General features: G+C 40.3%; 12 protein-coding genes. 1 reads left to right on the forward strand and 11 read right to left on the reverse strand.

The genetic code is table 11. The features are described 5' to 3' along the window. Nucleotides 1-148: 148 nt before the first annotated feature. The gene (locus tag EO119_RS02425) at nt 149-1,333 is read right to left on the reverse strand and encodes a multidrug effflux MFS transporter (RefSeq protein ID WP_126940543.1); all 1,185 of its coding nucleotides are present in this window, start codon (nt 1,331-1,333) and stop codon (nt 149-151) included. Continuing rightward, nucleotides 1,320-2,213: an epoxyqueuosine reductase gene (locus tag EO119_RS02430; RefSeq protein ID WP_126940544.1), complete on the reverse strand. Its 894-nt coding sequence runs from the start codon at nt 2,211-2,213 to the stop codon at nt 1,320-1,322. The genes EO119_RS02425 and EO119_RS02430 overlap by 14 nt, the downstream gene beginning before the upstream one ends. A gap of 426 nt (nt 2,214-2,639) precedes the next feature. Here EO119_RS02430 and EO119_RS02435 point away from each other — a divergent pair, with 426 nt between their 5' ends. Then, on the forward strand, nt 2,640-3,587 hold the full coding sequence (locus tag EO119_RS02435) for an L-lactate dehydrogenase (protein WP_126940595.1): 948 nt from the start codon (nt 2,640-2,642) through the stop codon (nt 3,585-3,587). 431 nt (nt 3,588-4,018) lie between these two features. Here the strand turns inward: EO119_RS02435 and EO119_RS02440 are convergent, their stop codons facing one another. The 9 genes from EO119_RS02440 to EO119_RS02480 all read right to left on the reverse strand — a co-directional run bounded on the left by EO119_RS02440 (nt 4,019) and on the right by EO119_RS02480 (nt 15,257). Further along, on the reverse strand, nt 4,019-4,801 hold the full coding sequence (locus EO119_RS02440) for a basic amino acid ABC transporter substrate-binding protein (RefSeq protein WP_009352866.1): 783 nt from the start codon (nt 4,799-4,801) through the stop codon (nt 4,019-4,021). A 303-nt stretch (nt 4,802-5,104) separates the two neighbouring features. Continuing rightward, on the reverse strand, nt 5,105-6,331 hold the full coding sequence (gene rpoD / locus EO119_RS02445; protein WP_126940545.1) for an RNA polymerase sigma factor RpoD: 1,227 nt from the start codon (nt 6,329-6,331) through the stop codon (nt 5,105-5,107). Between the two features lie 21 nt (nt 6,332-6,352). After that, nucleotides 6,353-8,116: a DNA primase gene (gene dnaG, locus EO119_RS02450; protein ID WP_126940546.1), complete on the reverse strand. Its 1,764-nt coding sequence runs from the start codon at nt 8,114-8,116 to the stop codon at nt 6,353-6,355. 205 nt (nt 8,117-8,321) lie between these two features. Then, complete coding sequence (gene rny / locus EO119_RS02455) at nt 8,322-9,905, reverse strand: ribonuclease Y (RefSeq protein WP_369813333.1); 1,584 nt, start codon at nt 9,903-9,905, stop codon at nt 8,322-8,324. A gap of 106 nt (nt 9,906-10,011) precedes the next feature. Beyond that, complete coding sequence (locus tag EO119_RS02460) at nt 10,012-10,515, reverse strand: regulatory protein RecX (protein ID WP_126940547.1); 504 nt, start codon at nt 10,513-10,515, stop codon at nt 10,012-10,014. After that, entirely contained in the window at nt 10,515-11,624 is a 1,110-nt protein-coding gene (gene recA / locus EO119_RS02465) for a recombinase RecA (protein WP_369813334.1), read from the reverse strand. The genes EO119_RS02460 and recA overlap by 1 nt, the downstream gene beginning before the upstream one ends. A 4-nt stretch (nt 11,625-11,628) precedes the next feature. Further along, entirely contained in the window at nt 11,629-12,864 is a 1,236-nt protein-coding gene (locus EO119_RS02470; protein ID WP_126940548.1) for a competence/damage-inducible protein A, read from the reverse strand. 12 nt (nt 12,865-12,876) lie between these two features. Continuing rightward, nucleotides 12,877-14,217: a 30S ribosomal protein S12 methylthiotransferase RimO gene (rimO, locus tag EO119_RS02475; RefSeq protein WP_126940549.1), complete on the reverse strand. Its 1,341-nt coding sequence runs from the start codon at nt 14,215-14,217 to the stop codon at nt 12,877-12,879. Continuing rightward, on the reverse strand, nt 14,214-15,257 hold the full coding sequence (locus tag EO119_RS02480; protein WP_126940550.1) for an ABC transporter substrate-binding protein: 1,044 nt from the start codon (nt 15,255-15,257) through the stop codon (nt 14,214-14,216). Before EO119_RS02480 ends, rimO begins: the two co-directional genes overlap by 4 nt. Nucleotides 15,258-15,265 lie beyond the last annotated feature (8 nt).

Raw genomic sequence — 15,265 nt, forward strand, 5'->3', positions numbered from 1 at the left:
CAAGATCTTGCTTAGCCACCAAGCATATACTAATGTAGAATAGCCCGCCTATATACATCTGTAATCGTGTTCTCATTCTTTCCAATACCGATATACATGCTAGCACTAAAGTTATATATTTGTAAGTACTAGTATGATAATGAAATCCCTATATGGTAGGTCGTGCAAATCGATAATAACAGAGCAACGCCGTTAACGAGCAAACCACCATTGTGATTCCCATAGGAATTGCCGTATATGACCCTCCGATCCCCACGATAGGTGACACAACACCCGCAGACATCATGGAGAAAAACCCTAATAAGGCAGATGCACTACCTGCTAGGTGACCGTAATTTGCCATAGCCATAGAAAAACTAGCCGCCCCGAATAGAGACACCGTCCCTACGGTAAAGAATAAAATTGTGGTCACCACTAAGAATGGTATATTCAGTGCCATAGCTCCTAAGAACAAAGTGGATCCTAGGAATAGCACACACAAGCTACCGTGCAACAATTGGTAATCCTTAATAACATTACTCAAACGAGAGCTAATTATACTAAACAAAATGATACCACAACTGTTGATGCCAAATATATAACTAAATTGTTGCGCATCCAACCCAAAAATATTTTGATACACAAAGGATGATCCACTAATGTAACAAAAAAAGGCTCCAAAAGCAAAGCATTGAATACCGCATTGTCCTAAAAAAGCTTTGTCTTTTAATAGCATCTTATAGTTTTTGATGGCCTCTTGAATCCCCCCTGCTACGCGCTGTTCTGTTGGTAAGCTTTCACGGAATAGAATGGACCCCACGAGAAGAAGAATCGCAAAGCCTGCTAAAACGACGAAAATAAATCTCCACGTTTCATATGCCAAAATTTGTCCTCCCACTAATGGAGCGATAACAGGCGCCAAGCCATTGACCATCATCAATGATGCCAGCAACTTAATCAGAGCCGGTCCCGATGCATGGTCACGAGCGATAGCCTTAGAGATAACTACCCCAAAGGAACCCGTCACACCTTGCAAAAATCGACCCAACAAGAGTACTTCAATATTTGGTGCATAAGCGCAAACCATGGTAGCTACTACGCAAAGTAAGTTTCCCACAATGAGCGGTCTCTTGCGACCTAGCACATCGCTGATAGGTCCTGCAAAGAGTTGTCCCACTGCAATACCGATGGTCATAATGCCGATGGTCATTTGAATATTTGATGCCGATGTATCCAATTCTCCAGGCATAATCGGCAAGGCTGGCAAATACATATCCGTCGCCAATGGCGTTACCGCTGTGAGCAATCCTAAGAATATAATTAAAAACAATGAAACAGACTTACTTTCCTTCATGCTTTTCCTTTCTAACAATCTCCGCATTGCGAAGCAACACTTTTTTTCCTCGCCAAGCCCATGCTTTGTGGCCGTACTTCGCTTTAAACTCCTTATTCGTCATTCCTTCTAATTCCTCCACCTCAATGTAGGATGTAACCTGTTGAAACTCTGGTATAGGCGTCATAGGAATATCTCGATTGTGGGGGCACACCTCCTGGCATACATCACACCCAAAAATGAGAGGTGTTTTACCAATAATTCGTTCTTCTTCCTCTGAAAGTTCCCCTTTACATTGGGTAAGATAACTTTTACAGGTTCGATAATCTAAATGATCTCCTTGTAAGGCCTTACCGGGGCAAGCACGCAAACAAGCACCACATTGCAGACAGCTCTGTGCAAGCGGTACAGAAGGAGACAATTCCAACGTCGTCATAATAGTCCCAATAACAGTATAGGAGCCCCACGTAGGGTTGATAAATGTTTGGTTCCACCCATAAAACCCTAAGCCTGCCAAGTATGCCATATACCGATCCGCTAAAGGTGACGTATCACAATGAATCTCGTATATTTCGTCAGGATAGCGCTCACGCAAAATATCCACCAGTCGTTCCAAATACTGTCGTACCACAACATGATAATCATCGCCCCAACAGTACCTAGCTAAATTCGTCACTCCTTCCCTAGGCATATAATAAGGAAACAAACAGACTATCGCGGACTTCGGTGAAGCAATAGTCGTGGACCCCTGCAATCGTTCTTCAATACTTCCATTCGTAAACGGACAAGGATAGGGCGTATCCAAATGTAACGACGCCTCCGCCGGCAAAGGCCAAGACGCCACCCCCACCGCAGGAATATTTAATTGTATCGCTAATTCTTCAAGTTCTAAATTTGTCATGCATTCATTATACTATACAATCCATAGGTTTTATATATAAACAGCCACTCATATATCATACTAATTACGAACAAAGACTATGTATTTCAAGAAACTTTATTTTAACTCACAGTTTTCTATGGAAGTACTACCAAAAAACTCAAAACTAATCCCGCTCACTAAAGAATGCAGTTAAGCGTAGCAGCCTTGCTGCGAGATTTACTGACCGAATCAAAAAACAAGAAGAGCACGGTGTGCTCCGAACAAACATTATGAAATACCGTTTGTGAGGAGTATACCGTGCTCTTCCCATTGCCCTATTCAATTAACACGCTGCAAGCTGCATAGATTAGCAAGTGACGTATTGACTAAATGAACTCAAAAGTTTTATCCTATAACATATTACTAATTACTTTAATTATTCAACACAGGAGGAACAATATGTCTATAGAACTACGTAAAGTTGCCATTATCGGCACTGGTCATGTGGGCTCCCACGTGGCATTTTCCCTTGCTACACAAGGTGAGGTTGACCAATTATACATGGTAGACATCGATAAAGACAAAGCTATTGCTCAAGCCACCGATATTAATGATGCGGTAAGTTACTTACCACATCGTGTAGAAGCTATCCCTTGCGAACCTGAAGATATCGGAGACTGCGATATCCTCGTTATTTCTGCAGGCCCTCTACCATCCCCAGAACAAGATCGACTAGATACACTAGGGTCCACCATAGAAGTATTGCGTGAATTCCTTCCTCGTGTGAAAGCATCGGGATTCAACGGTTTCATCGTGAGCATTTCCAACCCAGCTGACGTAGTAGCGGCCTATGTACAAGAATATCTAAACTACCCAAAACACAAAATCATCTCTTCTGGCACATCCTTAGACTCTGCTCGTTTGCAACGATTAGTAGCTGAACAAATCCACGTACATCGTCGCTCTTTATCTTGCTATGCTATGGGTGAACACGGTGGTAGCGCTATGGTCCCTTGGTCTCACGTCACAGTATCTGGCAAACCTTTAAAAGAACTCCAACAGGAGCTTCCTCACCGCTTCCCAACCTTTGATGAAAATGCCCTAGTAGAACAAATGAAATACGGTGGCTACCTCGTCCTCATCGGAAAAGGATCCACAGAGTTTGGTATCGCTGCATCCGTTACAGAAATCATCCGTGCTTACTTCCACGATGAACAAAAAGTATTACCTCTATCCTGTAAACTAGAAGGCGAATACGGCGAACACAACGTCTTTGCCTCCGTCCCTGCCATCATCGGCAAAAACGGCATCGAAGAAATCTTGGAATTGCACCTAACCGCTGACGAACAAAAAGCCTTCCACAACTCTTGCGAACGCATTCGGGAATATATTAAACTAGCACACACACTATAATTCCCTGAGGAACGCAGTCATGCGTAGTAGCCCTGTGGCGATCCTTTATGAATACTATATTATAAACCTAAAAGACCGCAATATACCTCCGAAGAAACATTATGAAATACCGTTTCTGAGGAGGTGTATTGCGGTCTTTCCTTTCACTACATCGGATAGAACGCCACGAGCTACATAGCTGAACAAGAGACGACACATTATGAAATACCGTTTGTGAGGAGTATACCGTGCTCTTCCACATCCCCCACCCCTGAGCAAGGCCCTTATGCGTAGTAGCCTTTGTGGTATTCCCTATGCCAAAATAAGACAAATGCTAGAAGAGCACGACATATTCCGGAGCAAACCTAACCACTGTATCAGTTTGCGGAGGAATGTGTCGTGCTCTTCCCTTTGCCTACCAGTCTAGGAATACCACAGGCTACATAGCAGAACTATTTTGCGAACCATTTGGAGTAAATTTTTTGATATGTTCCATCTTCACGCATTGCTTTCAAAGCTTCATTAACTTTGTCACGTAATGCTGTGTTAGATTTATTGAACCCTAATACGAATGGAGGTGCATCTGTGCCTTCTCCTACCAATTTAAGATCTTTGTCTGCACCTTGTTTCAAGTAATACATAGCCACTGCTTGGTCAATGATAGCACCATCAATCGTACCTGCTTGTAATGCCATGAAGATATTGCTATTAGAATCCATTTCTTTTACATCTGTACCAGGGATTGCTTTTGCCATTTCCACAGGTACTGTACCAATTTGAACCCCTACACGTTTATTAGTAAGGTCGTCCATTTTTTTGATATCCGTATTATCTTTACGAACGATAGTGATGAAACCGCCTTCTTTGAAGTATGGCTCAGAGAATGCTAATGCTTTTTCACGTTCTGGAGTTGCATTAATACCAGCTGCAATCATATCAATATTGCCAGATTGTGTAGCAGGAATCAACGCATCGAATCCCATGCTGACAAACTCTAATTTTAAGCCTAACCGTTTGGCTACTTCTTCACTTAAATCTACATCAAAACCAATATATTTATTAGTATTTTCTTCTGCAAATTCAAATGGAGGGAATGTGGTTTCAGAACCAACTTTCAACACCCCTGCTGTTTGTGTTAACTGCGCTTCTTTTTTATCACTACCACAACCAGCTAGCAAACCTACACTAAGAACAGCTGTACATAGGATAAGACCTAGTTTTTTCATGCTAATCATAATTACCTCCCAGAATATATTCACTACTTATGATTATTTATACATAAATTATACCACACAATTATTAAATAGCAAGTATTTTTTATAAAGTTTCTCTTTATAAGTATATCACTATTTTTATTTTACTCTACAAAAGATATTTACTATAATACCATCAAATACATCAAAGGAAAGTTGAACAAAACCTATCAACTTTCCTCTAGGTTCATTATTTTAATACGTAAGACTATAACAGCATAATTATTTCACAATTAGTTACAATCCCTACCTACAATACTAACTACTATTACTTAATATTAGGCATTATAAAAAGTCTTTAATTTTATCTCGTTTCCCACGATTCCGCAGTTTTGTTAAAGCTTTTCCTTCAATTTGACGAATCCGTTCCCGTGTCACATTAAAGAATTGACCAACTTCTTCCAATGTACGTGGCTTCCCATCTTTTAAACCAAAGCGTAATTCTAACACTTGTTGTTCTCGATCTGTTAAGCAACTAAATACTTCAACAATTTGTTCTCGCAACAAAATAAAGCTAGCCGCATCATCTGGAGCTACCGCATCTTTATCTTCTAAGAAATCTCCTAAATGGGAATCTTCTTCTTCCCCAATTGGCGTTTCTAAAGAGACTGGCTCTTGAGAAATTTTTTGAATTTCTCGAACACGCTCCACTGTAATGCCCATGCCTTCAGCAATTTCTTCTGGACTTGGTTCACGGCCTAAGTCTTGTAATAATTGACGCTGAATACGTACTAATTTATTAATCGTTTCTACCATATGTACTGGAATACGAATGGTTCTAGCTTGGTCAGCAATCGCTCTTGTAATGGCTTGACGAATCCACCATGTGGCATAGGTAGAAAATTTATATCCCTTTGTATAGTCAAATTTATCTACTGCTTTAATAAGCCCCAAATTGCCTTCTTGAATTAAATCCAAGAACAACATACCACGGCCTACATAGCGTTTTGCAATACTTACCACAAGACGTAAGTTAGCATCAATCAATTTCTGTTTCGCGCTACTACCTAAACGAACTTCTTTATAGGTAGCTCCTTCTTGATTACCTGCCTCAATTTGTTGTGCCAAAATGATTTCTTCATCACCAGATAGCAATGGAACACGTCCAATTTCTTTCAAATACATACGCACTGGATCATCAATATTCATCCCCTCAGGAATAGATAAATCAAGATTAATCTCTTTTTCTTCATCATCTTCTTCCGTAGCAATATCGATATCACTAGTTAAATGTTCCACATCTACATCAACTTCGACTTCTATATCCTTATCTAATAATTCATCATGTAGATGCAAGTCACTTTCAGAAGCATGTTCATCATCAGGAATGACTTCAATATTTAAATTATTAAATATAGCATACATACTATCAAGCTGCTCTGCTGTTACTTCCATTTGCTCTGAAAGTGCATCAGAAATTTTCTTAGCTGTAATGACGCCTTCTCGTTTCGCATCTTCTAATAAAACCGCGATAATTTCTTGCACTTGCGATTCTTTTTTCTTCTTTGCCACTGTGCTCTTCCTTTCACTACATCAAGACCACTGTTTAATCAATTCTTGTAAATCCTGACACATTCGTAACTCTTCTATAAATCTAGGATCATTAGCTCTACTTAATTGGTCTGCCAATCGACTATGTTCCTTATATTGATTGCGAAGGGATTTTAATCGCACACTTCGAATTAAATTGTGCAATAATTCCTCATTCATTTCACGGTCAATTAAGACCGACCATTTGCCAAACATATGCCAAGATTCTGCATCTAAAGCTCCTTCTAAAAGGATGTCCGACAATGTTTCACCTCTAGTTACCAAGTCACCAATCTTTTCATAATAGACGCGATACATAGGATGCGATATATCTTCTACTCCTATATATTGGCTCACTAAGGTATAAATAGTACTATCCTTACCTACCCAGTACAGCAATTCTTCTTCATCTGTGAAATGTTCCTTAGGCACATTAAGATCCTGCTGTTTTAATTCTATATTTCCTTGTCGAAGAAACTGCCTAAAGTAAGTAATGATAGTACTCACATCTAACCACAAAGGTAATGCCATAGCTTTTAAATATTCATCACGGCGCACTTGGCTTTCATGGCCCGCAATAAAGGGGAACATATCTCCCAAAACAGATCGCTTTCCTTCTACCGAATTAGTATCGTGACGACGTAAGCTTTCATTCAGTAAAAACTCAAAATCTCTTGGCGATGTATCCACCAATTCTTGCCATGCTTCAGGACCGTGATTTTTGATAAAATCATCTGGATCCTTTCCATCAGGCATAGATACTACCTTAACAGAAAATTCTGTATTTTGCAATAATTCGATAGCCCGCTTAGCCGCTGTACGACCAGCTCCGTCCATATCATAGGCAAGAACAACTTCCTCTGCTTGACGCATTAATAACCTACCATGGTCTTTCGTATAGGCCGTACCCAACGATGCCACTACATTCGTAATGCCTGCATTATGACAACTCAGTACATCCATATATCCCTCTACAAGGACTGCTTGTTTCTTTTCACGAATGCTACGGTAGGATTGATAAAAGGCAAATAATAAATGTCCTTTATTAAATATTTCCGTTTCCGGGGAGTTCAAATATTTCGGATTACTGTCGTCAAGAACACGACCACCGAAGCCTAACACACGCCCCTTTCCATCCATGATAGGAAACATCACACGTTTTCTAAAATAATCGTATATCTTACCTTGCTCATTTTTACGGCATAGCCCTAACTCTAATAACAAATTAGGGTCCACTCCACGCCCAATAAAGGCACTGTATAACTTATCCCATCCATCAGGAGCAAAACCTAAGCGAAACTTTGTTATAGTCTCCATGGATAGACCTCGTTTTAGTAAATAGTCTAAACCCTGTTTTCCTAACTCTGTTTTTACTAAACAATTATGAAAGAAATTTGTAGCTAGTTCATTCACTTCATACATAGATTCCATACGGGCCATACGTTTTCGTTCTGCTGATGATACGGTCCGCTCTGGCAAAGCAATGTTAGCACGATTAGCTAATCTTTCTATCGCTTCTGGAAACGTTAAATTATCATATTTCATTAAAAAACTGATAACATTCCCCGATTCTCGACAACCAAAACAATAAAAAAAGCCCTTTTCAGGGGTCACACTAAAAGAAGGCGTCTTTTCATTATGAAATGGACAACAACCCCAATAGTTTTTCCCTTTCTTCTTTAATGGAATATGCTCAGAAATGACAGATACAATGTCATTGGCATCTTTGACTTGTTCAATTATATCATCATCGAAAAACTTGCTCATGTCATTCTCCTAAGCTATGTACTACAGTGTATTTACTAAAAAGTATAAATTATATATACGTTCTCTATCTATACTATTCTACACAAACAAAAAAACTCCTACTTACAGATACTTTCTTTTTTTTCACACTATATATGCAATTCATATATAGTGTGAAAAAAAAGAAGTTAGAGCAGCCAAAGGCTGCCCCAACCACTTATGTAGACTATTTTTTCGCGTAATCTACGACTCGTGTTTCACGAATAACCACAACTTTAATTTGTCCTGGATATTCTAATTCATTTTCGATTCGTTTAATGATGTCACGCACCAACAAGTTCGCTTCCACATCATCCACTTTATCTGGTTTTACCATAACGCGAATCTCTCGACCTGCTTGGATAGCAAAGCATTTTTCAACGCCTTCAAAAGATTCAGCGATTTCTTCCAACTTAGATAATCGTTTTAAATAATTTTCTAATGTTTCGCGTCTAGCTCCTGGTCGTGCTGCAGAAATAGCATCTGCTGCCGCTACCAATACAGCCTCTACAGATTTAAACTCTTCATCACCATGATGAGCGCCAATACAATTTTGTACCAATGCGCTTTCATGATATTTTTTAGCAAGATCTACGCCAATTTCCACGTGAGATCCTTCAATTTCATGTGTTAAGGCTTTGCCTAAATCATGTAATAAACCGCCTCGTTTAGCTAGTACTACATCGCAGCCTAATTCCGCTGCCATCATACCTGCTAAATGAGATACTTCTACAGAATGTTTTAGTACATTCTGTCCATAACTAGTACGATATTTTAGTCTACCTAAAATACGAATCACTTCTGGATGTAAGCCATGTACATCTGCTTCAAAAGTAGCTTGCTCGCCCGCTTCTTTTATAGTTGTTTCCACCTCACGGCGTGCTTTTTCAACCATTTCCTCGATACGAGCTGGATGGATACGTCCATCTACAATGAGTTTTTCTAAAGCAATTCGTGCTACTTCGCGACGAATTGGATCAAATCCGGATAAAATAACTGCTTCTGGTGTATCATCAATAATTAAGTCGATACCCGTCAACGTTTCTAAAGCGCGAATATTACGGCCTTCACGACCAATAATACGGCCTTTCATCTCATCATTTGGCAATGTCACCACAGACACTGTAGATTCTGCTACATGGTCAGCTGCACATCGTTGAATGGCCATAGAAATAATTTCTCTGGCATTCTTTTCCGCCTCTTCTTTTGCTTGTTGCTCAAGATCTTTAAGCATCACAGCAGTGTCGTGACGAATCTCTTGTTCTACTTTTGTCAATAAAATTTGTTTTGCTTCATCAAAGGTTAAGCTAGAAATTCGTTCTAACTCTTCCATTTGTTGTTGATGCAATACCTCGATTTTTTCTTCCGCTTTTTCTAGATTGCGTTCCTTGTGGTGCAAGGACTCCTCTTTGCGTTCAATACTGTCTAGTTTTTTGTCTAATTGCTCTTCTTTTTGTAAAATCCGTCGTTCAAGACGTTGTAATTCATTACGTCTATCCCGATTTTCTTTATCAACATCAGCACGCAATTTATGAATTTCTTCTTTTGCTTCCAGTAACGCTTCTTTTTTCTTAGACTCCGCTAAGCGCTCGCCATCAGCAACAATACGTGCAGCTTCTGTTTCCGCTTTGTTTAGCTTACCTTCTGCAATATTGCGGCGCAATAAATAGCCTACTCCAAGACCAATTAATACCATGACTACGGCAATAATGCTGTATTCTAAAATCGTGTTCACCTCCCACTTGCATAAAAAAAGGAGAAGTCGATACATCCGCTTCCCCGGTTTCTCGCCCATTTTGCTTTTAAATTTTATTTTGCTTATTATTAAGGCTATTTTAATTTTAGTTCATACACCGTGGAATGTCAAGACAAAGCCCCTACTCTAAGTAGGGGCCCCATTCATAACAGATAGATTGAATTGTACTCACAGCGAATCCACGATTCTTCAAAAAATAAATTATTTTTTTCTTGCTAAACTTATCTTCTTCACCCTCTTCGATGGCTGCTAACCGCTCCTCATCGGATATGTGAAATCGTTGCTCTAATAGCTTTACCGCTACCGACCATTCATCATAGTCATCTAATACATAAGATACAGCAAGACCTCGTTCGCGCATTTTTTCACGAATGTAATAGGTACTATGCTTTTCTGCCTCCATATAGGCACGCAACGCTTCTTCCGACAATTCTTCATCATCTAAGTACGATAAGGATAGAAGTTTTTCTTCTACATCCTGTATTAGCTCACTAGGCACAGACCGTTGAGACAATTTACGCCGTAGCTCTAAGGTGCTTAAGGACCGTGGCCCTAATAAGCGCAAAGCTTGCTCCATAGCTGATGCAAATGTCCATTCCTGCTCTTTCGATGTACGAAATGCCATTATTCCATATCCACAGTTTCAGTAGTTGCTACTTCATCCACTTCTTCATCATGACCAAGCACATTCAATGGTTCTGCTGCTAATGTATCACGAATAATAGCATCAATTTCTTGAGCAATTTGAGGGTTTTCTTTCAAGAATACTTTGGCAGCCTCTTTACCTTGACCCATACGCTCTCCATTATAGGAATACCAAGCACCAGATTTTTTGATCACTTCAATATTCGCACCGATGTCAATCAATGTACCTTCGTAGGAAACGCCTTCCCCAAACATCAAATCAAATTCTGCTACTTTGAATGGAGGAGCTACTTTATTTTTCACAACTTTTACTTTTGTACGATTACCGACATGTTCTTTAGCTGAAGTCAATGCTTCCCCTTTGCGTACATCTAAACGAATCGTAGAGTAGAATTTTAAAGCACGGCCACCCGTAGTTGTTTCTGGGTTACCAAACATAACGCCTACTTTTTCACGCAATTGGTTAATAAAGATAATAACCGTTCTAGTTTTACTGATGGAGCTTGTTAATTTACGTAATGCTTTACTCATCAAACGCGCATGTACCCCAACGTGAGCATCTGTCATTTCACCATCAATCTCTACTTTAGGTGTTAAGGCCGCTACGGAGTCCACCACAATTAAATCTACCGCACCGGAGCGAACCAAAGCCTCTGTAATCTCTAAACCTTGTTCACCATTATCTGGTTGAGAAATCAACAAGCTATTGATATCTACACCTAATTTTTTCGCATACACTGGATCCAATGCATGTTCCGCATCGATGAAGGCAACAACGCCACCATTACGTTGTGCTTCTGCTGCTGCATGTAAAGCCACCGTAGTTTTACCCGAAGACTCTGGACCATAGATTTCAATAATACGGCCCCGTGGGAATCCACCTACACCGACCGCCAAGTCTAAGGCCAACACACCTGTAGAAATGACTTCAATATTCATTTTATCAGCTGCTTCACCCATGCGCATAATCGCACCTTGACCGAAATCTTTTTCAATTTGTTTTAAAGCCCCTTCTAAGGCCCTCATACGGTCTTCTTGAGATCCACTTTTCATATCAATTGCTGCTTCTTTTGCTTTATCCTTTGCCATTGTTCTACCTTTCTATTAATTCTTTATATACATATTGAATCGCTCGTTCCGCTACACTATTACGGATACTAACACGATCCCCTATAAATATCTCTTTATGTACAGTAATACCTTTCGGCGTGCCAATACCAATATACACAAGACCCACTGGTTTTTCCTGACTACCACCGCCTGGACCGGCTATCCCTGTGGTAGCAATGGCATAGTCTGTACGCAATACACGAAATACACCTTCTACCATTTCTGTAGCTGTTTCTTCACTGACAGCACCATGTGTTGCCAATGTATCTGATGATACACCTAATACTTGTTCTTTCACCGAATTCGCATAGGAAATAATACCGCCTTGATAATAGCCACTGCTACCACCTAAATCAGTCAATGTTTTTCCTACTAGACCTCCTGTACAGGATTCAGCAGTTCCTATGGTAATACCTGCTTCTAGCGCTACCTTGTGAAAGTTTTCCAACACCGATGTATCTAAACTACGGATATTTTCCAAGCGTTCTAAGAGGATAGACCTCCATGGGCCTAGTTTTTCCTGACAGTCTGCTTTTGACTCTCCTTTGGCAGTTAAGCGAATTTCAATGTATCCTGATTTAATCAGTAGTGCTATGGTTGGGTTCTGCTGGTTTTGAATCAAGTCTTGTAATAAACTCTCTAATTGCATTTCACGATATCCATACACAGCATACCGTTCAGAATAAATCACCCCTTGCTGTCCAAAACGTTGTTCTAAAAAGGGGCTGACGCTTTCTTGAAATGTTCCTTGTAATTCTGATGGAGGGCCTGGTAATAAGATATATACCGTCTTATCCTGTTCCACTACTACTGCTGGTGCTACCCCTACTGGATTATGTAGTACCTGTGCCCCTTCTGGTAAATACCGATCTCGGTCAGATTCGTAAGGTTTTACCCGACCTTGGTTCTCATAAAAGGAATCTACCTCACGACCTGCTTCTTCGTGAAATACCAAAGGCAATCCCAAGGCATCTGCCAAAGCTTTTCGAGTAATATCTCCTTGGGTAGCTCCTAAGCCTCCAGAGCTTATCACAATATCGGCTCGTTCCCCTGCTCGTTGAAATACTTCTTTCATACGTTCCGGATTGTCACCTACCGTCGTTTGGTATGATACAGAGTATCCCCGATTGTTCAGTTCTTCGCTAAGCCATTTTACATTTGTATTGACAATATGTCCTAGTAATAATTCTGATCCTGTAGAGATTAATTCTACGATCATGCTATCACCATCCTATACAGTTTCTACTACCACGTCATAGGCAAAACCTTGTGATACTTTTACCGTCACAATATCGCCTTCAGACAGTCCTGTTACATCTTCTACATACATATTACCATCCACATCGGGAGCCTGCATTTGTAGACGACCACGGGCTAGGAATTTTCCCGGTTCCACTTCATCGATAGATTCTATCATACCTTGATGAATCGTTCCCTCCAAGTCACGATTATGCTCCTCTGAAACTTGTGCTTGAATGGCCATCAATGTATGGTATCGTTCTTCTTTCACTTCCTCTGGGATTTGCTCATCCATCATTCCTGCTGGTGTACCATCCTCTTGGGAATACGTAAATACCCCCATGTGATCAAATCGGATGTCTTTTACAAAATCTGCCAATTCTTGGAATTGTTCTTCTGTTTCCCCAGGGAACCCTACGATAAGGGATGTGCGCAGTGTAATATGCTCACTGCGATTACGAATTTTATGCAACAAGGCTACAATATTTTCCCGTGTATCTTTACGATTCATGCGTTGTAACACAGTATTGTTAATATGCTGTAGTGGCATATCGATATATTTACATACCTTTGGTTCTGTCATGATTGTTTCTAACAATTCATCAGAGAAGTGTTTTGGATATAAGTACAACATGCGAATCCATTCGATGCCTTCAATTTTTGCCAATCGTTTCAACAACTCTGAAAGTAATGGCGTACCATCGTTCAAATCAGCCCCATAGTAGGTAGTATCTTGTGCAATTAATACCACTTCTTTCACGCCTGCTTCTGCTAGCTGTTGTACTTCTCGTTCAATGGACTCCATGGAACGACTACGATAGGCCCCACGTACTTTTGGAATGATACAGAAAGTACAACCATTATTGCATCCTTCAGAAATTTTTACATATGCACTGTAGTCCGGTGTGGTCATCATCCGTGGCATACCTTCATCATACATATTTGTCATGCTATCCATAATACAAATACGTTGACCATTTTGAATAGCCTCCACGGCTTCCATAATACGATTCCAAGATCCGGTACCAATAAGTGCATCAATTTCTGGAATTTCGGTAAACAATTCTTCTTGATATTGCTGACTTAAACAGCCTGCCACGATAAGGCCTTTGCAGTCTCCATATTGCTTATATTGACCCGCCTCTAATATGGTATTAATCGATTCTTCTTTTGCTTTCTCGATAAATGTGCAGGTATTGATAATAATGATGTCCGCCTTTTCCAGCTCCTCTGTGATTTCATAGCCATTATCTTGTAAAGCTCCTAGCATCACCTCTGTATCCACCAAATTCTTGGCGCAACCTAAACTAATATAACCTAACAACTTACTCATGGTGTATCCTTTCTAAAACGCACTTGTCGTATCCATTCTTGTAATATTTTATCTTGCTCTTCTTTTACAATCCCTGCATTCCATAATACAAGGTGATTGCCTTGGCGGTCCTTCTGAGACTCCACCGTTTCTATGGTCGGCAAATAATACATATCTGCCTCTTTCAATACGGCTTGTACCCGTTCTGAAAGTAGCCAGCTCACAAAAGCTTCACTTTCACCAATATTACTGGAACCTTTCAAAATCCCTACGCCCATCATATCATACGGAGTTCCCTCCCTAGGATATAAGATGGTCAAAGGATATTTATGAGCCTCATACAATTTGGCATCTGAATAATGTCCTACACTGATCTGTACATCTCCAATAGCCGCCATGCGCACTGAAGATGGCAAAGCTTTTGCATACTGCACAATCCGTGGTCGCAAACTATCAAAATAGGAGATTGCACCATCCAAACCATAGATAGCACCAAAACTATTCAATAAGGTAATCGACGCTGCATCGGCTACAAAGTCGGTGACCGCTATACGCCACGGACCGGCATAAGCTAAAGAAAACCAAGTATTTACATATTTCCCCTGACTACTATAGAAACTATCATGTAAGGCGAATACATAAGGATCATACCATATCCCTACCCACTGCTCATCTGGACCATGAAATACCGTATCTACCATATGGGTTAAGGTAACCGGCAATCTACGAAAGGCTCCATGTTCAACCCCTTCACTGAGATTGGATTTTGTAGAAATCACAAGATCCCCCTGCTGCTCTGCCTCTGGCAATGCTAGACGCGTACCCATTTGGTTCGGCGGTATAGGGATAACATGCACTCTTACTTGTGCCTCTCTTTCGTAAGCCTGACCTATCGCTGTCATGACTTCAGGGTCTCCATCTGTATAGATAGTAATTTCTGCTCTTGTAGAAATCACACGTCGATCCACTTGTTCTTGCTTCATATCATTGAGCCACAATCCTACACTGAAGATGCCTACCACTACCAGTAAGTACACCATGAGCAATCGTAACCGTTTCATAGATTCAC

Origin of the sequence: Veillonella sp. CNR 79/14 (genome assembly GCF_003992185.1) — a bacterium.
Classification (GTDB): Bacteria; Bacillota; Negativicutes; order Veillonellales; family Veillonellaceae; genus F0422.